Here is a 21,138-nt window from a genome sequence, read left to right on the forward strand (position 1 = left end):
CAAGATTTCGGGTTTTCGTGCGCTGACTTACGGACACACTGAGACTAAGCACTATGCTTAATGAAGGAGTCCATGATGAAAAATCTCTCACGCATAAATGACGATGCGCGCTGGCAGTCGGTGCTGGATCGCGATCCTGACGCCGATGGTCAGTTTGTTTTTGCGGTACAGACCACCGGCATCTTTTGCCGACCGTCCTGTCGGGCAAAACACGCGTTGCGGCAAAACGTTCGTTTCTTTGCCAGTGCGGAGCAGGCGCTGGCCGCAGGATTCCGCCCCTGCAAACGCTGCCAGCCAGACAAAGACAACGCCCGACAGCATCAGCTGGATAAAATCACGCACGCCTGCCGTTTACTGGAACAGGATGCCCCCATCACGCTGGACGCCCTGGCGCAGCAGGTGGCAATGAGCCCATTTCATCTGCATCGGTTGTTCAAAGCCACGACGGGAATGACGCCAAAAGCCTGGCAGCAATCCTGGCGCGCCCGCCGTCTGCGCGATGCGCTGGCGAAAGGAGAGACGGTGACGCAGGCGATCCTGAACGCCGGTTTTCCCGACAGCGGCAGTTACTATCGCAAAGCGGATGAGACGCTCGGCATGACGGCGAAGCAGTTTCGTAAGGGCGGCGATAATCTCCCCGTTCGCTATGCCCTCGCGGATTGTGCGCTGGGACGCTGTCTGGTTGCGGAGAGCGAGCGGGGAATCTGCGCGATTTTGCTGGGCGATGATGATGCCGGGCTTATCGCCAGCTTGCATGAACTGTTTCCCGCCGCGCAGGATGAACCCGCTGATCGCCCTTTCCAGCAGCGCGTGCGCCAGGTTATCGCCAGTATTAATGCACGCGATATACCGCTGTCACTGCCGTTAGATATTCAGGGCACCGCGTTCCAGCAGCAGGTCTGGCAGGCGTTACGCACGATTCCCTGTGGGGAAACCGTCAGCTATCAGCAGATCGCCAGCGCAATCGGCAAGCCGAAGGCGGTTCGTGCCGTTGCCAGCGCCTGCGGGGCAAATAAACTGGCGATTGTGATCCCGTGCCATCGGGTGGTGCGCGGCGACGGCGCGCTATCGGGTTATCGTTGGGGCGTAGCGCGCAAGGCGCAGCTTCTGCAACGTGAGGCGCGACATGAGGATAAATGATGCTGGACTTATTTGCGGATGCTGAACCCTGGCAAGAGCCGCTGGCGTCCGGCGCGGTTATCTTGCGCCGTTTCGCTTTTCGCGAGGCGCCATCGCTGATTGAGGCCATCGCGGTGGTCGCCGCGCAGTCGCCATTTCGCCAGATGGTGACGCCCGGCGGCTATACCATGTCGGTGGCGATGACAAATTGCGGTCAGCTCGGCTGGACGACGGATCAACATGGATATCTCTATTCTCCCGTCGATCCGTTAACCGGGCGGCGTTGGCCGCTGCTGCCTGAGGTCTTTACCAGCCTGTGCCATCGCGCGGCGATCGCGGCGGGCTATGCTGATTTTCAGCCGGATGCCTGTCTTATCAATCGCTATGCGCCCGGCTCAAAGTTGTCGTTGCATCAGGATAAAGACGAACCGGATCTGCGCGCGCCGATTGTGTCGGTTTCTTTGGGCCTTCCGGCCATTTTTCAGTTTGGCGGCCTGCGTCGTAACGATCCGTTAAAACGCCTTTTGCTGGAGCACGGCGATGTGGTGGTCTGGGGCGGTGAATCGCGACTGTTTTACCACGGTATACAACCGCTTAAAGCGGGCTTTCATCCGCTGACGGCGGACTGTCGTTACAACCTGACGTTTCGCCAGGCGGGTAAAAAAGAATAAAAATAAGAATTATTATTGCTGTCGGCGTTGAGATGTTTAAACTGCGGGCTGTTATTCTTTGCCCGGGTTGTATGAATGGAACTACTTCTTCTTGTCTGGCGGCAGTATCGCTGGCCATTTATCAGCGTGATGGCGCTCAGCCTCGCCAGCGCTGCGCTGGGGATTGGTCTGATTGCCTTTATCAATCAGCGCCTCATCGAAACGGTGGATACCACGCTGATGGTGCTGCCGGAATTTCTCGCGCTGCTGCTTTTACTGATGGCGGTGACGCTGGGCTCCCAGCTGGCCTTAACCGCGTTAGGGCACCATTTTGTCTATCGCCTGCGCAGCGAATTTATCAAACGTATTCTGGACACGCAGGTTGAGCGCATCGAACAACTGGGCAGCGCCTCGCTGCTGGCAGGGTTAACCAGTGATATCCGCAACATCACGATCGCGTTCGTGCGCCTGCCGGAGCTGGTACAGGGGATCATCCTGACGGTGGGTTCCGCCGCGTATCTGGCGATGTTATCCACCAAAATGCTGCTGGTGACGGCAATCTGGATGGCAATCACCATCTGGGGCGGGTTTGTGCTGGTGGCGCGCGTGTATAAGCACATGGCGACGCTGCGCGAAACGGAAGATAAGCTGTATCAGGATTTTCAGACGGTGCTGGAAGGGCGCAAAGAGCTGACCCTGAACCGTGAGCGCGCGGAACATATCTTTAACCATTCGTATATCCCGGATGCGAAAGAGTATCGCCACCATATTATTCGCGCCGATACGTTCCACCTGAGCGCCGTTAACTGGTCAAACATTATGATGCTGGGCGCGATTGGTCTGGTGTTCTGGATGGCGAACAGCCTGGGCTGGGCGGATACCAACGTGGCGGCGATCTATTCGCTGACGCTGCTGTTCCTGCGCACGCCGCTGCTCTCTGCGGTTGGCGCGTTGCCGACGCTGCTCACCGCGCAGGTGGCTTTCAACAAGCTGAATAAATTTTCGCTGGCGCCGTTTAAAGCGGAATTTCCTCGTCCTGACGCCTTTCCTGACTGGAAAACGCTGGAGTTACGCAATGTCGTTTTCCATTATCAGGATAATGCGTTTTCAGTAGGGCCGATCAACCTGACCATCCAGCGCGGGGAACTGCTGTTTCTGATTGGCGGCAATGGCAGCGGGAAATCGACGCTGGCGATGCTGCTGACGGGGCTGTACCAGCCTCAGTCAGGCGAAATTTTACTGGATGGCAAAACGCTTTCCGCAGAGCGTCCTGAGGACTACCGGAAACTCTTTTCTGCCGTGTTTACCGATGTCTGGCTGTTTGATCAACTGCTGGGGCCGGAAGGCAAACCGGCCAGAGCGGAACTGGTGGAAAAGTGGCTTGAGCAACTGAAAATGGCGCACAAGCTGGAGCTGCGCGATGGCCGGATTCTGAACCTGAAGCTGTCGAAAGGGCAGAAAAAGCGCGTGGCGTTGCTGCTGGCGCTGGCGGAGGAGCGTGACATCATTCTGCTGGATGAATGGGCCGCCGATCAGGACCCGCATTTCCGCCGTGAATTTTATCAGGTGCTGCTGCCGCTGATGCAGGAGATGGGCAAAACCATCTTTGCGATCAGTCATGACGATCATTACTTTATTCACGCCGATCGCCTGCTGGAGATGCGTAACGGACAGTTGAGTGAACTGGTCGGCGATGAACGCGACGCCGCCTCCCGCGATGCGGTTGCGCGTACTGCCTGATCCTGTAGGCCGGATAAGGCGTAGCCGCATCCGGCCTGGTTGCCCGATGGCGCGACGCTTATCGGGCCTGCCATTCCCTGCATGATGCTGATTTTTTATCCACTCGCGGCGCCGTTTATTGTTATTTACATAACCTCGCGCCATGCTTAATGGCATCTCATTTCATGGATTTATGATTAATGTCCGCAATGACCAAAAACAGCGCCAGACTGCGCGATGAAGAGCGTGCGCGTCTTATCTGGCTGCTCACCACCGATAAAGCGATTATTTCCGCCCTGTCAGGCAAGCTCACCCTGGCTGAGCAATATGATGTCGGTACGCTGGCCGACGATATTGCTGAGGTAGGGGCGCTGGTGGCTCACCTGCCGCCGCCGGACCTGGCGGATACCCTTGAAGCGCTGCCTTCCGAAGAACGTCATGCCTTATGGCGGCTGGTCGAGAATGAAAAACGAGGCAAAGTGCTGCTGGAAGCGTCCGAAAACGTCTGGGATGACCTGATTGATGAAATGACCGACCGCGCGCTGTTGGACGCGCTGCAATACCTCGACATTGACGAACAGATTTATCTCGTTCAGCACCTGCCGCGTAACCTCACCGGGCGACTGCTGGCGACGCTGCCGCCGGAGGAGCGCGCCCGCGTCCGTCAGGTTATGCACTACGAGAAGAATCGCGTCGGGGCGATCATGGAGTTTGAGGTCATCACCGTGCGGCCGGACGTGACGCTGGAGGTGGTGCAGCGCTATTTACGCCGTCTGGGAAAAATGCCGGAAAACACCGACAAACTCTTTGTAACGAACCGGAATAAAATACTGGTCGGCGAGCTGTCTCTGACGCGTATTCTGCTCAGTGACGCGCAGCGTAAAGTCAGCGACGTGATGGATGACGATCCGCTGACCTTTGCCCCGGAAGATATCTCTGAGAATGCGGCGCGCACCTTTGAACGTGACAACCTGGTCAGCGCCGCCGTGATCGATCCTTCCGGCAAACTGATGGGACGCCTGACCATCGATGAGATCGTTGATGTGGTCTACGAAGAAACTGACACCGATCTGCGTCGCATGGGGGGTCTGAGCGCCGAAGAAGATGTCTTTGCGCCCGTCGCCAAAGCGGTAAAAACCCGTTGGGCATGGCTGGCGATAAACCTGTGCACGGCGTTTATCGCCTCCCGGGTGATCGACGGCTTTGAACACACGATCTCGCAACTGGTGGCGCTGGCTTCTCTCATGCCGATTGTCGCCGGGATTGGCGGCAATACCGGGAATCAAACCATTACCATGATTGTTCGCGCGCTGGCGCTGCAAAATATTCAGCCCGGCAACCTGACCTTTCTCATTTTGCGTGAAATGGGCGTGGCGCTGGTCAACGGCCTTGTCTGGGGCGGCATCATGGGCGGCGTGACCTGGTGGCTCTACGACGATATCGCCCTTGGCGGCGTTATGACGCTGGCGATGGTGCTGAATTTACTGGTGGCGGCGCTGATGGGCGTGATCATCCCGATGACGATGGTAAAGCTCGGGCGCGACCCGGCGGTCGGCTCAAGCGTGATGATTACCGCCATTACTGATACCGGCGGTTTCTTTATTTTTCTGGGGCTGGCGACGGTATTTCTGCTTTAACCGCCTGATTACGCCTGATCATCCGTAGCAGCAAAAGCATGGCGATTAGCGATGCGGGAATGCTGTTGTCTCGTTAATTGTCAATAACCTTATAAGTATTCAACGTATTACTAACGTTTTTAAAATCTTAATATAATTTATAAACAATATTTAAATCTTTTACCTGAAGTGTTAACGTTGATGCCGCTCGATTTTCACCTGCAAAAAGCAAAAAAACGATACTAAAAGTAAGGCATTAACATTATGAAAAAAGTGACTGCCATGCTCTTCACCATGGCTGTGGGGCTGAATGCTGTCTCGATGGCGGCAAAAGCGAAAGCGACCGAAGAGCAGGAAACGGATGTACTGTTGATTGGCGGCGGCATCATGAGCGCCACGTTGGGAACCTATTTGCAGGAGCTGGAACCGGAGTGGTCAATGACCATGGTTGAGCGACTGGATGGGGTTGCACAGGAGAGTTCCAACGGCTGGAACAACGCCGGAACAGGCCACTCCGCGCTGATGGAACTGAACTACACGCCGAAAAAAGCCGATGGTTCCGTCAGCATCGAAAAGGCAGTCGACATTAACGAAGCCTTCCAGGTTTCCCGCCAGTTCTGGGCGCATCAGGTACAGAGCGGCGTTCTGCACGAACCACACTCGTTTATTAATACCGTTCCGCACATGAGCTTTGTCTGGGGCGATGATAACGTCAATTTCCTGCGCGCCCGCTATACCGCGTTGCAGCAGAGCACGCTGTTCCGCGGTATGCGTTACTCCGAAGATCATGCGCAAATTAAAGAGTGGGCGCCGCTGGTCATGGAAGGTCGCGACCCGAAACAGAAGGTTGCCGCGACCCGCACTGAAATCGGTACTGACGTGAACTACGGGGAAATTACGCGTCAGCTGGTGGCATCGTTGCAGAAAAAACCGAACTTTGCGCTGCAACTGAATACCGAAGTCCGTGGATTTAAACGTAACGCGGATAACTCCTGGACCGTGACCGTCGCCGATCTGAAAAACGGTGAAGCAGAACATGCGATTAAGGCGAAATTTGTCTTTATCGGTGCGGGCGGCGCGGCGCTGAAGTTGTTGCAGGAGACGGGCATTCCTGAAGCGAAAGATTACGCGGGATTCCCGGTTGGCGGCCAGTTCCTGGTTTCAGAGAACCCGGATGTGGTTAACAACCACCTGGCGAAGGTATACGGCCAGGCGTCGGTCGGCGCGCCGCCGATGTCCGTACCGCACATCGATACCCGTATCCTGGATGGCAAACGCGTCGTGCTGTTTGGGCCGTTCGCGACGTTCTCCACGAAGTTCCTGAAAAACGGTTCGCTGTGGGATCTGCTGAGTTCGACCACGACCTCTAACTTTATGCCGATGGTTAACGTAGGGATGGATAACTTCGATCTGGTGAAATACCTGATTAGCCAGGTGATGCTGAGCGATGATGAACGCTTTGAAGCGCTGAAAGAGTACTATCCGCAGGCGAAGAAAGAAGACTGGCGTTTGTGGCAGGCGGGCCAGCGCGTGCAGATCATCAAGCGTGATGAAGACAAGGGCGGCGTACTGCGTCTGGGCACTGAAGTGGTCAGCGACAAAGACGGTACGATTGCCGCGCTGCTGGGCGCGTCTCCGGGGGCATCCACTGCTGCGCCGATCATGCTGCATCTGATGGAAAAAGTGTTTAAAGAGAAAGTGGCCAGCCCGGAATGGCAGGCGAAGCTGAAAACGATTGTTCCGTCTTACGGGACTAAGCTGAACGGCAATATTGAGGCCACGGAACAAGAGCTGCAATACACCAGCGACGTTCTGGGGCTGAAATATGACAAGCCGCAGGTGGTGGACGAAGCGCCAAAACCGCAGCTTAAGCCGCAGGTTCAACCGCAGCCGGCGCATAAAGCTGTCGCGGATATCGCGCTGTAAAAACGTATTGCGGCATGCCGGATGGCGCTGCACTTATCCGGCCTACAACGAGCAATATGTAGGCCAGATAGGCGGTACGCCGCCATCCGGCAAAACGTTCCTTAACGCGCCACTGCGTCCTGTACTTTATCTTCCGCTTTCCAGATACGGTATTTCACCTCTACGTTAGCCGGGGTGTACACCACGATCGGCAGCTTGCTGTTATAACGCACCATTCCGGCATCGCCCAGATAGGCCGTCACAAACTTCTGCTCTTTCTTGCCATCCGGGCAGGCCATCATGGTAGAAACCGGGGAGGTTACTTTATCAAAAACGTAGTAGTCGTAACCCCAGCCTTCCAGCGTTTTGCTCGCCAGTTCGCCGCCAGGACGGTGATGGTTGCAATCCACTTCCAGCGTCTGGCCGATCAGCAGTTCCACTTTCAGGGTAGACTCATCTTCCTGGGGAGTAAGCTGGATAACCTGGCGCTTCATCCCTTTTTCCGCTTTCGGATACGGCGCGATTTTTTCCAGAGGTTGCGTATTGGCATCGCTGGTCGCCGCCCATGCGGAGGTACTGGCGAAAGCTGCTAACAGTACAGCAGGTACAATTGTCTTCATTTTCGAGTTCACAGCGTTTCCTTTCTTCTGTCTTCTGAACGATTCCCGGCAGGTTAACACATTCATATTGGCTATTAATCTAAATTTACTTATATTTTAAGATGGTTAATTAAGTGTTTACTTGTTTGATAGCGATATATTCCATTTCTTACGCGTTAAATAGGATTATTCTCCAATTAAGCCTTTCGTTATATACTTATTGATATAACCCTTTGAAATGTGAACAAAAGCACATTCAGATACGCTAACCCCACACTCTTTTGATCCGGCGACAGCATTTACCCCAATCGGGGTATGCACCTCTAACACATCCTGAAATATCTTACCGATCATAATAATGACTTAGTGGTAGTGCGGTTTATTTAGTCGTTCACCTTCCGGTGTGAGCGTCGTGATGGAAGGGCGATGTCATGGTTGATCTATCCCGTCGAGGAATACTGACAGGCAGTTGGCGCAAAGCCAACAGCGGGCTCCGTCCGCCCTGGTCTGGGGACGAATCACACTTCCTGACGCACTGCATCCGTTGCGACGCCTGCATTCAGGCATGTGAAACCGACATTTTACAGCGGGGGCAGGGCGGCTATCCGGGCGTTAATTTTAAGCAGGGTGAATGCAGCTTTTGTTATGCCTGCGCGCAAGCCTGTCCTGAATCACTCTTCCTTCCGCGCCACACCAGGGCCTGGGATCTGAACTTTACGATTGGGCAGAATTGTCTGGCGTATCAGTCCGTTGAGTGTCATCGCTGCCAGGATAGCTGCGAACCACTGGCGATAACGTTTCGCCCCACGCTGTCAGGCATTTATCAGCCGCAACTCGACAATCAGGCATGCAGCGGATGCGGGGCGTGTGTCGCCATTTGCCCGACATCAGCGATCAATGCGGAGTACAACCATGCAGCACAGTAACTGGCAGGTCTGTAGCCTGGTCGTCCAGGCCAAAAGTCAGCACATCACCGACATCAGCACGCAATTGCACCAGTTTCCGGGCTGTGAAGTCGCGCTGAGCGATGTCGACAGCGGTCAGTTGATCGTGGTGGTGGAAGCAGAACACAGCGGAACGCTGATGCAAACAATTGAGTCGGTACGCAACGTTGCGGGCGTGCTGGCGGTGTCGCTGGTTTATCACCAGCAGGATGAGCAAGGTGAGGAAACACCATGAAACTCAGTCGTCGTAGCTTTATGAAAGCTAACGCCGTTGCGGCCGCTGCGGCGGCTGCCGGGCTAAGCGTGCCGGGCGTCGCCCGCGCAGTGGTTGGTCAGCAGGAAGCCATCAAATGGGACAAAGCCCCGTGCCGTTTTTGCGGAACGGGTTGCGGCGTGCTGGTCGGTACTCAGCAGGGCCGTATTGTGGCCTGTCAGGGCGATCCTGATGCGCCGGTCAACCGTGGCCTTAACTGCATTAAGGGCTACTTCCTGCCCAAGATCATGTATGGCAAAGATCGTTTAACGCAGCCGATGCTGCGCATGAAAGACGGCCAGTACAACAAAGAAGGCGAATTTACCCCAATCAGTTGGGATCAGGCCTTCGATGTGATGGAAGAGAAATTTAAGGCCTCCCTGAAAGAAAAAGGGCCGGAAGCGATTGGTATGTTTGGTTCCGGGCAGTGGACGGTCTGGGAAGGTTATGCCGCCGCGAAGCTGTTCAAAGCCGGTTTCCGTTCCAACAATATCGACCCGAACGCGCGCCACTGCATGGCGTCGGCGGTGGTGGGCTTCATGCGTACCTTCGGTATGGATGAGCCGATGGGGTGCTACGACGATATCGAACAAGCCGACGCCTTTGTGCTATGGGGCTCTAACATGGCGGAGATGCACCCGATCCTGTGGTCGCGCATCACCAACCGCCGTCTGTCCGATCCGAACGTTAATGTCGCGGTTCTCTCAACCTTCCAGCATCGTAGCTTTGAGCTGGCGGATAACGGCATCGTCTTTACGCCGCAAAGCGATCTGGTAATCCTCAACTATATCGCCAATTACATCATTCAAAACAATGCGATAAATCAGGATTTCTTCAGCAAATACGTCAACCTGCGTAAAGGGACGACCGACATCGGTTATGGCCTGCGTCCAACGCATCCGCTGGAAAAAGCGGCGAAGAATCCGGGCTCCGACGCTTCTGAGCCGATGAGCTTCGACGAGTACAAAGCGTTTGTCGCGGAGTACACGCTGGAGAAAACCGCAGAAATGACCGGCGTGCCGAAAGATCAGCTGGAGCAGCTGGCGCAGCTGTATGCCGATCCGAAGAAAAAAGTGATCTCCTACTGGACGATGGGCTTTAACCAGCATACGCGTGGCGTATGGGCCAACAACCTGGTGTATAACCTGCACCTGTTGACCGGCAAGATCTCCCAGCCAGGCTGTGGTCCGTTCTCCCTGACCGGTCAGCCTTCCGCCTGCGGTACGGCGCGTGAAGTTGGGACATTCTCCCACCGCCTGCCTGCGGACATGGTGGTCACTAATGAAAAACACCGTGATATCTGCGAAAAACACTGGCAGATCCCAACGGGCACCATCCCGGCGAAAATCGGTCTGCACGCCGTAGCGCAGGATCGTGCGCTGAAAGACGGCAAGCTGAACGTCTACTGGGTGATGTGCAACAACAACATGCAGGCCGGGCCGAACATCAATGAAGAGCGTATGCCGGGCTGGCGCGATCCGCGTAACTTCGTCATCGTCTCCGATCCGTACCCGACCGTCAGCGCGCTGGCCGCTGACCTGATTCTGCCAACGGCGATGTGGGTGGAGAAAGAAGGGGCCTACGGTAACGCTGAGCGTCGTACCCAGTTCTGGCGTCAACAAATTAAAGCGCCGGGTGAAGCGAAATCAGACCTGTGGCAGCTGGTGCAGTTCGCTCGTCGTTTCAAAACGGAAGAGGTCTGGCCGGAAGAACTGCTGGCGCAAAAACCAGAACTGCGCGGTAAAACCCTCTACGACGTTCTGTTTGCCACGCCTGCGGTCAGCAAATTCCCTCTGACCGATCTGGCGGAAGACCAGCTGAACGATGAATCCCGTGAGCTGGGTTTCTACCTGCAAAAAGGGCTGTTTGAAGAGTACGCCTGGTTTGGTCGCGGACACGGCCACGATCTCGCGCCGTTCGATGATTATCACAAAGCGCGCGGTCTGCGCTGGCCGGTGGTTGACGGTAAAGAGACCCAGTGGCGTTACAGCGAAGGCCATGACCCGTATGTCAAAGCGGGAGAAGGCTACAAGTTTTACGGTAAGCCGGACGGCAAAGCGGTGATTTTCGCCCTGCCGTTTGAACCCGCCGCGGAAGCGCCGGATAAAGAGTATGACCTGTGGCTTTCTACCGGTCGCGTACTGGAGCACTGGCACACCGGCAGCATGACGCGCCGCGTGCCTGAGCTGCATCGCGCCTTCCCGGAAGCGGTGCTCTTTATTCATCCGCTGGACGCGAAAATGCGTGACCTGCGCCGTGGCGATAAGGTCAAAGTCATCTCCCGCCGTGGGGAAGTGATTTCGGTTGTTGAAACGCGCGGGCGTAACCGTCCGCCGCAGGGACTGGTGTACATGCCGTTCTTCGACGCCGCACAGCTGGTGAACAACCTGACGCTGGATGCGACGGACCCGCTCTCTAAAGAGACGGATTTCAAGAAGTGCGCCGTCAAACTGGCGAAGGTGTAACACACCATGTCCCGGTCAGCGAAACCCCAAAATGGCCGCCGCCGCTTTTTGCGCGATATGGTTCGCACGGCAGGCGGGCTGGCTGCCGTTGGCGTAGCGCTGGGGTTACAGCAGCAAACCGCTCGCGCAACGGGCGTGCGGTTGCGCCCGCCGGGGGCATTGGGTGAAGACGCGTTCGCCAGCGCCTGCGTGCGCTGCGGGCAGTGCGTTCAGGCATGTCCGTATGACACCCTGAAGCTGGCGACGCTGGCTTCGGGTTTGTCTGCCGGTACGCCTTACTTTGTCGCCCGCGATATTCCCTGCGAAATGTGTGAAGACATTCCATGCGCCAAAGTTTGCCCCAGTGGGGCGTTGGATCGAGAGATCGAATCTATTGACGATGCGCGCATGGGGCTGGCGGTACTGCTGGACCAGGAGAACTGCCTTAACTTTCAGGGACTGCGCTGCGACGTTTGTTATCGCGAGTGCCCAAAAATCGATGAGGCGATCACGCTGGAGCTGGATCGCAATATGCGTACCGGCAAACATGCGCGCTTTCTTCCCACCGTTCACAGCGACGCCTGCACCGGCTGCGGTAAATGCGAAAAAGTCTGTGTGCTGGAACAACCGGCGATAAAAGTGTTGCCGCTGTCGCTGGCGAAAGGGGAGTTGGGGCACCACTACCGCTTCGGCTGGCTGGAGGGGAAAGATGGCAAATCGTAAACGCGATGCCGGGCGCGAAGCGCGAGCGAAAAAAGGCTGGTGGCGCAGCCATCGCTGGCTGGTTTTGCGGCGGATAAGTCAGTTTCTGGTGCTGGGAATGTTTCTCAGTGGCCCGTGGGCGGGCGTCTGGATTCTGCACGGTAACTACAGCAGTAGCTTGTTGCTGGATACCATTCCTTTAACCGACCCGCTGATAACGTTGCAAAGCCTTGCCAGCGGGCATTTACCTGCCGCCGTTGCGCTGACCGGCGCCGCCATTATTACGGTGCTGTATGCCCTGGCAGGAAAGCGATTATTTTGCAGTTGGGTCTGTCCGCTGAACCCAATTACCGATTTTGCGAACTGGCTACGCAGAAGGTTTGACCTGAATCAGTCCGCAACGATTCCGCGTCATATACGGTACGTCCTTCTGGTTGTCGTGCTGGTGGGATCGGCGCTAACCGGAACGCTACTGTGGGAATGGATAAACCCGGTTTCCCTGCTGGGGCGTAGCCTGGTGATTGGATTCGGTAGCGGTGCACTGCTGATTATCGCTCTGTTTTTATTTGATTTACTGGTCGTTGAACACGGCTGGTGCGGACATATCTGCCCTTTGGGCGCGTTGTATGGCGTGCTGGGAAGTAAAGGCGCGCTAACGGTGGCGGCGAAAGATCGCGAGAAATGTAACCGCTGTATGGATTGTTTTCATGTTTGCCCGGAACCGCACGTCCTGCGTGCGCCGGTGCTGGATGAGCAAAGTCCGGTGCAGGTCACCAGCCGCGATTGCATGACGTGCGGTCGCTGCGTGGATGTCTGTTCTGAGGACGTATTTACAATAACAACACGATGGAGTTCGGGAGCGAAATCATGAAAAGCCATGACCTGAAGAAAGCGCTGTGTCAATGGACGGCCCTGCTTGCCCTGGCGGTGAGTGGTGCGGTTTGGGCAGCAAACGGAGTGGATCTGAGCCAGTCGCCGGAAGTTTCGGGGACGCAGGAAGGGGCGATTCGCATGCCGAAAGAGCAGGAACGTATGCCGCTGAACTATGTTAATCAGCCGCCGATGATCCCGCATAGCGTTGAAGGTTATCAGGTAACGACCAATACCAACCGCTGCCTGCAATGTCATGGTGTGGAAAGCTACCGTACGACCGGCGCGCCGCGTATTAGCCCAACGCACTTTATGGACAGCGACGGCAAAGTTTTAGGCGAAGTCGCGCCGCGTCGTTACTTCTGTTTGCAGTGCCATGTGCCGCAGGCGGATGCCGCGCCGATCGTGGGTAATACCTTTACTCCGTCGAAAGGTTACGGGAAATAAGAGGTCATTATGGAAAATTCTAACCGTAAACCTGGCGTGATTAAGCGGGTCTGGCAATGGTGGCGTCGCCCCAGCCGCCTGGCGATTGGCACGTTGCTGTTAATCGGTTTTGTCGGCGGCATTATTTTCTGGGGCGGTTTCAACACCGGGATGGAAAAGGCCAACACCGAAGAGTTCTGTATCAGCTGCCACGAAATGCGCAACACCGTCTATCAGGAATACATGGAAACCGTGCACTACAACAACCGCAGCGGTGTTCGCGCCACCTGTCCTGACTGTCACGTTCCGCACGAGTGGGGCCCGAAAATGATCCGTAAGATCAAGGCCAGTAAAGAGCTGTACGGGAAGGTGTTCGGCATTATCGATACTCCGCAGAAGTTTGAAGATCACCGCCTGACAATGGCGCAGAGCGAGTGGCGACGGATGAAAGACACCAATTCGCGGGAGTGCCGTAACTGCCACAACTTCGAATTTATGGATCTCACCGCTCAGAAAGGCGTTGCCGCCAAAATGCACGACCAGGCAGTGAAAGAGGGGCAAACCTGTATCGACTGCCACAAAGGGATTGCGCATAAACTCCCGGATATGCGCGAAGTGAAACCGGGCTTTTAATAATGAGTGGGTATGCTTGAAGCCAGAGAACTGCTCTGCGAGCGGGATGACAGAATACTGTTCAGTGGGCTGTCATTTCGCGTGAACGCAGGGGAATGGGTACAAATTACCGGGGGCAACGGCGCGGGGAAAACCACCCTTTTGCGGTTGCTCACCGGGCTGGCGCGCCCCGACGCAGGGGAAGTGTGCTGGCAAGAGCAGGCGTTGCACCGCGTGCGCGACAGCTACCATCAAAATCTGTTGTGGATTGGACATCAGCCGGGGATTAAAACCCGGCTTTCGGCGTTGGAGAACCTGCGCTTTTTCCACCATGACGGCGATACGGCGCAGTGTCTGGCCGCGCTGGCGCAGGCGGGGCTGGCCGGATACGAAGACATCCCCGTCAACCAGCTTTCCGCTGGACAGCAACGGCGCGTGGCACTGGCGCGTCTGTGGCTGACCCGCGCGACGCTCTGGATCCTCGACGAGCCGTTTACCGCCATTGATGTCAATGGCGTTGAGCGTCTGACGCAGCGCATGGCTGAACATACACAGCAGGGCGGGATCGTCATCCTCACCACGCACCAGCCGCTGAATGTCGCGACTGACAAAATACGGCGTATCGCGCTGACCGGCGAGAGGGTAGCGCGATGATGTGGCAAATCTTTCGTCTTGAGCTGCGCGTGGCGTTTCGTCATAGCGCGGAAATCGCTAACCCGCTGTGGTTCTTTCTGATTGTTATCACGCTTTTCCCGCTGAGCATTGGCCCGGAGCCGCAGCTGCTGGCGCGCATTGTTCCCGGCATTATCTGGGTGGCGGCGTTGCTCTCTTCGCTGCTGGCGCTGGAACGTCTGTTTCGCGATGACTTACAGGACGGCAGCCTGGAGCAACTGATGCTCCTGCCGCTGCCGTTACCGGCGGTGGTGCTGGCGAAAGTGATGGCGCACTGGGTGGTGACCGGCCTGCCGTTGCTGATCCTCTCTCCGCTGGTGGCGTTATTGCTGGGAATGGATATGTACGGCTGGCAAATCATGGCGCTGACTCTGCTGCTTGGCACGCCGACCCTGAGTTTTCTTGGCGCGCCGGGCGTGGGGTTGACGGTGGGCCTGAAGCGCGGCGGCGTATTGCTGAGCGTGCTGGTGCTGCCGCTGACCATTCCGTTACTGATTTTCGCCACTGCGGCGATGGATGCGGCCTCCATGCATTTGCCCGTTGAGGGATACATGGCGATTTTGGGCGCGTTGCTGGCGGGCAGCGCAACGTTAAGCCCTTTTGCTACGGCGGCAGCGTTACGTATCAGCATGCAGTAGCGCGGTCTTTGACTGGCGACAAACTGTAGGATGCCGGATGACGTTACGCTTATCAGGAAAGTCTGTAGGTCTGATAAGGCGTCTTTGCCATCATCCGGCATAACTGAAGTTTCATTCGTTTTGATTGAATCTGGTGACTGAACTATGTGGAAAACACTTCATCAACTGGCGATTCCCCCACGGCTTTATCAGATCTGTGGCTGGTTCATCCCGTGGCTGGCGATAGCCAGCGTGGTGGTGCTGGCGGCGGGCTGGGTCTGGGGGTTTGGCTTCGCGCCTGCGGATTATCAGCAGGGGCAAAGCTACCGCATCATCTACCTGCATGTCCCGGCGGCGATCTGGTCGATGGGGATTTACGCCTCGATGGCGGTCGCCGCATTCATCGGTCTGGTCTGGCAAATGAAAATGGCTAACCTGGCGGTGGCGGCGATGGCGCCTGTTGGCGCGGTGTTTACCTTTATCGCGCTGGTTACCGGTTCCGCCTGGGGCAAACCGATGTGGGGAACCTGGTGGGTATGGGACGCGCGATTGACCTCTGAACTGGTGCTGCTGTTCCTGTACGTCGGGGCGATAGCGTTGTGGCACGCCTTTGACGATCGCCGCCTGGCGGGGCGCGCGGCGGGCATTCTGGTGCTGATTGGCGTCGTTAATCTGCCGATCATCCACTACTCGGTGGAGTGGTGGAATACGCTACATCAGGGATCAACTCGTATGCAGCAGAGCATTGACCCGGCGATGCGAGCGCCGCTGCGCCTGGCGATTATCGGTTATCTGCTGCTGTTTATCACGCTGGCGCTGATGCGGATGCGTAACCTGATTTTGTTAATGGAAAAACGTCGCCCGTGGGTGAGTGAACTGATTTTAAAAAGAGGCCGCCAATGACCAGCGCATTTGCATCCTGGAGTGATTTCTTTGCTATGGGCGGTTACGCCTTTTATGTCTGGCTGGCGGTTGTGATGACGGTGATCCCGCTGGCGGCGCTGGTGGTGCATACCGCCATGCAGCACCGCGTGATTTTGCGCGGTGTGGCGCAGCAGCGAGCGCGTGAAGCGCGGATGCGTGCGGCGCAGGCGCAGCGGGAGGCGGCATGAATATCCGTCGAAAAAATCGTTTGTGGATAGCCTGCGCGGTGCTGGCCGGTTTGGCTCTGACTATCACGCTGGTACTTTATGCGCTGCGTTCCAATATCGACCTGTTCTATACGCCAGGCGAAATTCTCTACGGTAAACGCGAAACGCACCAACTGCCTGAAGTGGGGCAACGCCTGCGCGTCGGCGGCATGGTCATGCCCGGAAGCGTGAAGCGCGACCCGGATTCGCTGAAAGTGAATTTCAGCATCTACGACGCCGAAGGCGTGGTGGATGTGACGTACGAAGGCATTCTGCCGGACCTGTTCCGCGAAGGGCAGGGCGTGGTGGTGCAGGGGGAGCTGGGCGAGAAAAACCATGTGCAGGCGAAAGAGGTGCTCGCCAAACATGATGAAAACTATACCCCGCCGGAAGTTGAAAAAGCGATGCAGGAAAACCATCGTCGCCCGGAAAGCGTTTATAAGGATAAAGCATCATGATGCCTGAAATTGGCAACGCGCTGCTGTGTCTCGCACTCGGCGTGGCGCTGTTGCTGTCCGTTTATCCGCTGTGGGGCGTGGGGCGCGGCGATGTGCGCATGATGGCCTCGGCGAGGCCATTCTCCTGGCTGCTGTTTATCCTGGTGATGGGCGCGTTTCTGGTGCTGATCAATGCCTTCGTGGTGAATGATTTTACTGTTACCTATGTCGCCAGCAACTCCAACACGCAACTGCCGGTCTGGTATCGCGTCGCCGCGACCTGGGGAGCGCACGAAGGGTCGCTTCTGCTATGGGTATTGCTGATGAGCGGCTGGACGTTTGCCGTGGCCGTGTTCAGTCAGCGGATGCCGCTGGATATCGTCGCCCGCGTACTGGCGGTGATGGGAATGGTCAGCGTCGGTTTTCTGCTGTTTATTCTGTTCACCTCCAACCCGTTTTCCCGTACGTTGCCCAACTTTCCGATTGAAGGGCGCGACCTGAATCCGCTGTTGCAGGACCCGGGGCTGATCTTCCACCCGCCGCTGCTCTATATGGGCTATGTCGGTTTCTCGGTGGCGTTTGCGTTCGCGATCGCCGCGCTGATGAGTGGGCGTCTGGACAGCACCTTTGCCCGCTTTTCCCGTCCCTGGACGCTGGCCGCATGGGTATTCTTAACGCTGGGTATCGTGCTTGGCTCTGCCTGGGCCTATTACGAGCTGGGCTGGGGCGGCTGGTGGTTCTGGGACCCGGTGGAAAACGCCTCATTTATGCCGTGGCTGGTGGGCACCGCGTTGATGCACTCCCTGGCGGTGACTGAACAGCGCGCCAGCTTCAAAGCCTGGACGCTCCTGCTTTCAATATGCGCCTTCTCACTCTGCCTGCTCGGTACTTTCCTGGTGCGTTCTGGCGTGCTGGTGTCGGTGCATGCTTTTGCCTCCGATCCATCGCGCGGGATGTTTATTCTCGCCTTTATGGTACTGGTGATCGGCGGTTCGCTGCTGCTGTTCGCGACGCGCGGACACAAGGTTCGCTCGCGGGTGAATAACGCGCTCTGGTCGCGTGAGTCACTGCTGTTAGCCAATAACGTCCTGCTTATCGCCGCCATGCTGGTGGTGTTGCTGGGAACATTGCTGCCGCTGGTGCATAAACAGCTCGGTCTGGGCAGTATTTCAATCGGCGAACCGTTCTTTAATACCATGTTCACCTGGCTGATGGCGCCGTTCGCGCTGCTGCTGGGCATCGGGCCGCTGGTTCGCTGGGGACGTGACAGACCGCGCAAGTTGCAGCGGTTGTTGGTTATCGCGCTGGTGAGCACGTTAGTGCTGTCGATGCTGCTGCCGTGGCTGTTTGAAGACAAGATTGTCGCCATGACGGTGGTCGGGCTGGCGATGGCGTGCTGGGTATTTGTGCTGGCGGTAGCGGAAGTCGCGCAGCGCATTTCGCGCGGTACGAAAATGACGCTCAGCTACTGGGGAATGGTCGCCGGGCACGTTGGGCTGGCGGTGACGATTGTCGGCATCGCGTTTAGCCAAAACTACAGCGTGGAACGTGATGTCCGCATGAAAGCGGGCGACAGCGTCAGCATCCACGACTATCAATTCACCTTCCGTGAAGTGAAGGAGATTACCGGCCCAAACTATCGCGGCGGGGTGGCGATTATTGGCGTGACGCGGGAAGGTAAAGCAGAAGCGACGCTGCATGCGGAAAAACGTTTTTATAACAGCACCAGCTCAATGATGACGGAAGCGGCGATCGATGGCGGGATCACCCGCGATCTGTATGCCGCTCTTGGCGAAGAGCTGGACAATGGCGCATGGGCGGTGCGCCTGTATTACAAACCGTTTATCCGCTGGATCTGGGCGGGAGGGCTGTTGATGGCGCTTGGCGGGTTGTTCTGCCTGTTTGATCCGCGCTATCGCCAGCGTTCATGCCCGCAAAAAACCGCGCCGGAGGCTGTATGAAGCGCAACGTACTGTTAATACCTTTCGTCATTTTTCTGGTTATTGCGGCGGCGTTGCTGTGGCAGCTGGCGCGTAATGCGGAAGGGGACGATCCGACGAATCTGGAATCGGCGCTGATTGGCAAACCGGTGCCGACCTTCCGTCTCGAATCGCTGGAAAATCCTGGTCAGCATTATCAGGCAGACGTGCTAACGCAGGGGAAACCGGTGCTGCTCAACGTGTGGGCGACCTGGTGCCCGACCTGCCGCGCTGAACATCAGTATCTGAATCAGCTGTCTGTGCAGGGAATTCGCGTGGTTGGCCTGAATTACAAAGACGATCGCCAGAAAGCGATTACCTGGCTGAAAGAGTTAGGGAATCCTTATGCGTTAAGCCTGTTTGATGGCGACGGTATGCTTGGGCTGGATCTGGGCGTTTACGGCGCGCCGGAAACCTTCCTGATCGACGGTAAAGGGATCATTCGTTATCGCCATGCAGGCGATCTGAACGCCAGGGTATGGGAAAGTGAAATAAAACCGCTCTGGGAGCAGTACAGCAAGGAGGCCGCGCAATGAGATTCTTACTGGGCGTGCTGATGCTGGTGATCTCCGGCTCGTCGCTGGCTGCCATTGATGTTATGCAGTTCAAAGATGAAGCGCAGGAGCAGCAGTTCCGCCAGCTCACCGAGCAGCTGCGCTGCCCGAAATGCCAGAACAACAGCATCGCGGACTCTAACTCGATGATTGCCACCGACCTGCGTCAGAAGGTTTATGAACTGATGCAGGAAGGTAAAAGCAAGCAGGAGATCGTTGATTACATGGTGGCGCGCTATGGTAACTTCGTCACCTACGATCCGCCGCTGACGCCGCTTACCGTGCTGTTGTGGATCTTGCCGATCGCCGCTATTGGCGCTGGCGGCTGGATTATCTTCGCCCGTTCGCGGCGGCGCGTACGTGTAAAACAGGAAACCTTTTCTGATGAGGTGACGCCGAAGGGACGCCAGGCCGGATTATGGCTGTTTGCTCCCGGGGTTGTGATCGCGCTGATTGTCGGGGCGGTAAGTTACTACCAGACCGGTAACTATCAGCAGGTAAAAATCTGGCAACAGGCTACGGCGCAGACGCCAGCGCTGCTGGAGCGTGCGCTGAACCCTGACGCGCAGCCGCTGAATGAAGAAGAGATGACACGCCTGGCGCTTGGTTTGCGTACCCGACTGCAAAGCGATGCTGGCAATGTGGAAGGCTGGATTATGCTTGGGCGTATCGGCATGGTGCTGGGGAACGCCAGCACGGCGACGGAAGCGTATGCCAATGCGTACAGACTGGACCCCAAAAATAGCGATGCTGCATTAGGGTATGCGGAAGCGCTGACCCGTTCTTCCGATCCTGATGATAATCGTCGGGGAGGGGAGCTGTTGCGCCAGCTGGTGAGAAGCGATCATGCCAATATTCGGACGTTGAGTATGTATGCGTTTAATGCCTTCGAGCAGCAGCGTTTCGGCGAGGCGGTCGCAGCCTGGGAGATGATGCTGAAATTGCTGCCCGCCAATGATTCCCGCCGGGCAGTGATTGAACGCAGTATTAAGCAGGCATTAGCGCAGCTTTCGCCGCAGGCGGAATAAATAAAGTGTGGCAAGGCCGGATGGTACTTGCCACGCGGCTTGTAGGCCCGATAAGCGTAGCGCCATCGGGCATATCTTGTTACTGCATTCCGCGTGTTTGTAAAAAGAGAATGGTCGCCGCGACGCGCGAGCGCACGTTCAGCTTTCGCAGTAAATTACGAATATGCACCTTAACCGTCTGCTCAGAAATATTCAGCACGGAGGCAATCTGTTTGTTCGACAGCCCCTGAGCCAGTTCGTGCAGCACGTCCAGTTCGCGTTCAGTGAGCACGCTAAAGGGATCTTCCTCTGCGCCAAACAGTTCCCGTTCGCGCAGGTATTCGCTGACGCGATCGCTGAATACCTTGCCGCCGTTGGCGCCAGCACGAATCGCTTCCAGCAGCACTTCCGGGTCGCTGTCTTTCAGTAAATAGCCGTCCGCCCCGGCATCAATCAGCGCGTACACGTCACTGGCAGAGTCGGAAACCGTCAGGATAATGATCTGTGCGGTGACGCCATCCCGACGCAGCGCATTCAACGTATCAAGCCCGCTCAGGCCTTTCATATTCAGGTCAAGCAGGATCAGATCAAGATCGAGACGGCTTGCCAGATCGATAGCACTCGCCCCATCGCCAGCTTCGGCAACGACATTAAATGCGGTATCCAGTTCCAGTAATTGACGAATACCTCGTCGCATAAGTGGATGATCGTCCACAATAAGCACCTGAAAAGGCGTTGCTTCAGGCATACTATTCTCCTGAGTACATACTCGTATCATTATTGTTTTTAGCGCGAAAATCGTCCAGATTCATCGCGTTGATGAGAGAATAAATTTTACCCTATTTTGGGCATGGGTAAGTAGTAAAACCTTTTGATTATGCGG

General features: G+C 56.4%; 22 protein-coding genes. 20 read left to right on the plus strand and 2 right to left on the minus strand.

Annotation, left to right across the window (positions count from 1 at the left end):
• The first annotated feature begins 75 nt into the window (after positions 1–75).
• The 5 genes from ada to mqo all read left to right on the plus strand — a co-directional run bounded on the left by ada (position 76) and on the right by mqo (position 7,030).
• The gene (gene ada / locus FD428_RS07275; protein ID WP_114848238.1) at positions 76–1,140 is read left to right on the plus strand and encodes a bifunctional DNA-binding transcriptional regulator/O6-methylguanine-DNA methyltransferase Ada; all 1,065 of its coding nucleotides are present in this window, start codon (positions 76–78) and stop codon (positions 1,138–1,140) included.
• Positions 1,140–1,790, plus strand: coding sequence for a DNA oxidative demethylase AlkB (gene alkB / locus FD428_RS07280; RefSeq protein WP_114848237.1), 651 nt, complete (start codon positions 1,140–1,142; stop codon positions 1,788–1,790). The genes ada and alkB overlap by 1 nt, the downstream gene beginning before the upstream one ends.
• 75 nt (positions 1,791–1,865) lie before the next feature.
• Complete coding sequence (locus FD428_RS07285; RefSeq protein ID WP_114848236.1) at positions 1,866–3,509, plus strand: multidrug ABC transporter permease/ATP-binding protein; 1,644 nt, start codon at positions 1,866–1,868, stop codon at positions 3,507–3,509.
• A 179-nt stretch (positions 3,510–3,688) separates the two neighbouring features.
• Positions 3,689–5,125 carry a magnesium transporter gene (mgtE, locus tag FD428_RS07290; protein WP_049009135.1) on the plus strand — a complete coding sequence of 479 codons (1,437 nt, stop codon included), beginning with the start codon at positions 3,689–3,691 and terminating at the stop codon, positions 5,123–5,125.
• A 243-nt stretch (positions 5,126–5,368) separates the two neighbouring features.
• Positions 5,369–7,030, plus strand: coding sequence for a malate dehydrogenase (quinone) (gene mqo, locus FD428_RS07295; RefSeq protein ID WP_012131544.1), 1,662 nt, complete (start codon positions 5,369–5,371; stop codon positions 7,028–7,030).
• A 101-nt stretch (positions 7,031–7,131) separates the two neighbouring features.
• On the opposite strand, the gene eco is transcribed toward mqo, so the two are convergent.
• Entirely contained in the window at positions 7,132–7,629 is a 498-nt protein-coding gene (gene eco, locus FD428_RS07300; protein WP_110494895.1) for a serine protease inhibitor ecotin, read from the minus strand.
• 410 nt (positions 7,630–8,039) lie between these two features.
• Between eco and napF the strand changes: the two genes are divergently transcribed.
• From napF to FD428_RS07375, 15 genes are all read left to right on the plus strand, one after another.
• Positions 8,040–8,534 carry a ferredoxin-type protein NapF gene (napF, locus tag FD428_RS07305; protein WP_024130164.1) on the plus strand — a complete coding sequence of 165 codons (495 nt, stop codon included), beginning with the start codon at positions 8,040–8,042 and terminating at the stop codon, positions 8,532–8,534.
• The gene (gene napD / locus FD428_RS07310) at positions 8,521–8,787 is read left to right on the plus strand and encodes a chaperone NapD (protein WP_012131547.1); all 267 of its coding nucleotides are present in this window, start codon (positions 8,521–8,523) and stop codon (positions 8,785–8,787) included. Before napF ends, napD begins: the two co-directional genes overlap by 14 nt.
• A complete protein-coding gene (napA, locus tag FD428_RS07315) occupies positions 8,784–11,270 on the plus strand; it encodes a nitrate reductase catalytic subunit NapA (protein WP_114848235.1) in 2,487 nt (828 codons plus the stop codon). The genes napD and napA overlap by 4 nt, the downstream gene beginning before the upstream one ends.
• A 6-nt stretch (positions 11,271–11,276) precedes the next feature.
• On the plus strand, positions 11,277–11,972 hold the full coding sequence (napG, locus tag FD428_RS07320; RefSeq protein ID WP_058667724.1) for a ferredoxin-type protein NapG: 696 nt from the start codon (positions 11,277–11,279) through the stop codon (positions 11,970–11,972).
• Positions 11,959–12,822, plus strand: a complete 864-nt coding sequence (gene napH, locus FD428_RS07325) for a quinol dehydrogenase ferredoxin subunit NapH (RefSeq protein ID WP_114848234.1) — start codon at positions 11,959–11,961, stop codon at positions 12,820–12,822. The genes napG and napH overlap by 14 nt, the downstream gene beginning before the upstream one ends.
• Positions 12,819–13,268, plus strand: a complete 450-nt coding sequence (gene napB, locus FD428_RS07330) for a nitrate reductase cytochrome c-type subunit (RefSeq protein WP_047462429.1) — start codon at positions 12,819–12,821, stop codon at positions 13,266–13,268. Before napH ends, napB begins: the two co-directional genes overlap by 4 nt.
• A gap of 9 nt (positions 13,269–13,277) precedes the next feature.
• Positions 13,278–13,880, plus strand: coding sequence for a cytochrome c-type protein NapC (gene napC / locus FD428_RS07335; protein WP_012131552.1), 603 nt, complete (start codon positions 13,278–13,280; stop codon positions 13,878–13,880).
• A 6-nt stretch (positions 13,881–13,886) separates the two neighbouring features.
• Positions 13,887–14,513, plus strand: coding sequence for a cytochrome c biogenesis heme-transporting ATPase CcmA (gene ccmA, locus FD428_RS07340; RefSeq protein ID WP_114848233.1), 627 nt, complete (start codon positions 13,887–13,889; stop codon positions 14,511–14,513).
• A complete protein-coding gene (ccmB, locus tag FD428_RS07345) occupies positions 14,510–15,169 on the plus strand; it encodes a heme exporter protein CcmB (protein ID WP_012131555.1) in 660 nt (219 codons plus the stop codon). Before ccmA ends, ccmB begins: the two co-directional genes overlap by 4 nt.
• Before the next feature lie 144 nt (positions 15,170–15,313).
• Positions 15,314–16,051: a heme ABC transporter permease gene (locus tag FD428_RS07350; protein WP_012131556.1), complete on the plus strand. Its 738-nt coding sequence runs from the start codon at positions 15,314–15,316 to the stop codon at positions 16,049–16,051.
• Complete coding sequence (gene ccmD / locus FD428_RS07355; protein ID WP_012131557.1) at positions 16,048–16,260, plus strand: heme exporter protein CcmD; 213 nt, start codon at positions 16,048–16,050, stop codon at positions 16,258–16,260. The genes FD428_RS07350 and ccmD overlap by 4 nt, the downstream gene beginning before the upstream one ends.
• Positions 16,257–16,736, plus strand: a complete 480-nt coding sequence (gene ccmE / locus FD428_RS07360; protein ID WP_012131559.1) for a cytochrome c maturation protein CcmE — start codon at positions 16,257–16,259, stop codon at positions 16,734–16,736. Before ccmD ends, ccmE begins: the two co-directional genes overlap by 4 nt.
• Complete coding sequence (locus tag FD428_RS07365; protein ID WP_114848232.1) at positions 16,733–18,676, plus strand: heme lyase CcmF/NrfE family subunit; 1,944 nt, start codon at positions 16,733–16,735, stop codon at positions 18,674–18,676. The genes ccmE and FD428_RS07365 overlap by 4 nt, the downstream gene beginning before the upstream one ends.
• Entirely contained in the window at positions 18,673–19,230 is a 558-nt protein-coding gene (dsbE, locus tag FD428_RS07370; RefSeq protein ID WP_114848231.1) for a thiol:disulfide interchange protein DsbE, read from the plus strand. The genes FD428_RS07365 and dsbE overlap by 4 nt, the downstream gene beginning before the upstream one ends.
• Positions 19,227–20,276 carry a cytochrome c-type biogenesis protein CcmH gene (locus tag FD428_RS07375; protein WP_114848230.1) on the plus strand — a complete coding sequence of 350 codons (1,050 nt, stop codon included), beginning with the start codon at positions 19,227–19,229 and terminating at the stop codon, positions 20,274–20,276. The genes dsbE and FD428_RS07375 overlap by 4 nt, the downstream gene beginning before the upstream one ends.
• 79 nt (positions 20,277–20,355) lie before the next feature.
• Here the strand turns inward: FD428_RS07375 and narP are convergent, their stop codons facing one another.
• Positions 20,356–21,003, minus strand: coding sequence for a nitrate/nitrite response regulator protein NarP (narP, locus tag FD428_RS07380; RefSeq protein ID WP_012131563.1), 648 nt, complete (start codon positions 21,001–21,003; stop codon positions 20,356–20,358).
• Between the last annotated feature and the right edge of the window lie 135 nt (positions 21,004–21,138).

The sequence above is a fragment of the Citrobacter sp. TBCP-5362 genome (assembly GCF_005406305.1).
Classification (GTDB): Bacteria; Pseudomonadota; Gammaproteobacteria; order Enterobacterales; family Enterobacteriaceae; genus Citrobacter_B; species Citrobacter_B koseri.

Coding starts and splice junctions, on each gene's coding strand:
- napB (WP_047462429.1), top strand. CDS start 12,819: ATGAAAAGCCATGACCTGAAGAAAGCGCTGTGTCAATGGACGGCCCTG.
- napF (WP_024130164.1), top strand. CDS start 8,040: ATGGTTGATCTATCCCGTCGAGGAATACTGACAGGCAGTTGGCGCAAA.
- napD (WP_012131547.1), top strand. CDS start 8,521: ATGCAGCACAGTAACTGGCAGGTCTGTAGCCTGGTCGTCCAGGCCAAA.
- FD428_RS07285 (WP_114848236.1), top strand. CDS start 1,866: ATGGAACTACTTCTTCTTGTCTGGCGGCAGTATCGCTGGCCATTTATC.
- eco (WP_110494895.1), bottom strand. CDS start 7,629: ATGAAGACAATTGTACCTGCTGTACTGTTAGCAGCTTTCGCCAGTACC.
- ccmD (WP_012131557.1), top strand. CDS start 16,048: ATGACCAGCGCATTTGCATCCTGGAGTGATTTCTTTGCTATGGGCGGT.
- narP (WP_012131563.1), bottom strand. CDS start 21,003: ATGCCTGAAGCAACGCCTTTTCAGGTGCTTATTGTGGACGATCATCCA.
- ccmB (WP_012131555.1), top strand. CDS start 14,510: ATGATGTGGCAAATCTTTCGTCTTGAGCTGCGCGTGGCGTTTCGTCAT.
- ada (WP_114848238.1), top strand. CDS start 76: ATGAAAAATCTCTCACGCATAAATGACGATGCGCGCTGGCAGTCGGTG.
- napA (WP_114848235.1), top strand. CDS start 8,784: ATGAAACTCAGTCGTCGTAGCTTTATGAAAGCTAACGCCGTTGCGGCC.
- napG (WP_058667724.1), top strand. CDS start 11,277: ATGTCCCGGTCAGCGAAACCCCAAAATGGCCGCCGCCGCTTTTTGCGC.
- FD428_RS07375 (WP_114848230.1), top strand. CDS start 19,227: ATGAGATTCTTACTGGGCGTGCTGATGCTGGTGATCTCCGGCTCGTCG.
- dsbE (WP_114848231.1), top strand. CDS start 18,673: ATGAAGCGCAACGTACTGTTAATACCTTTCGTCATTTTTCTGGTTATT.
- napH (WP_114848234.1), top strand. CDS start 11,959: ATGGCAAATCGTAAACGCGATGCCGGGCGCGAAGCGCGAGCGAAAAAA.
- FD428_RS07365 (WP_114848232.1), top strand. CDS start 16,733: ATGATGCCTGAAATTGGCAACGCGCTGCTGTGTCTCGCACTCGGCGTG.
- mqo (WP_012131544.1), top strand. CDS start 5,369: ATGAAAAAAGTGACTGCCATGCTCTTCACCATGGCTGTGGGGCTGAAT.
- napC (WP_012131552.1), top strand. CDS start 13,278: ATGGAAAATTCTAACCGTAAACCTGGCGTGATTAAGCGGGTCTGGCAA.
- alkB (WP_114848237.1), top strand. CDS start 1,140: ATGCTGGACTTATTTGCGGATGCTGAACCCTGGCAAGAGCCGCTGGCG.
- FD428_RS07350 (WP_012131556.1), top strand. CDS start 15,314: ATGTGGAAAACACTTCATCAACTGGCGATTCCCCCACGGCTTTATCAG.
- mgtE (WP_049009135.1), top strand. CDS start 3,689: ATGTCCGCAATGACCAAAAACAGCGCCAGACTGCGCGATGAAGAGCGT.
- ccmE (WP_012131559.1), top strand. CDS start 16,257: ATGAATATCCGTCGAAAAAATCGTTTGTGGATAGCCTGCGCGGTGCTG.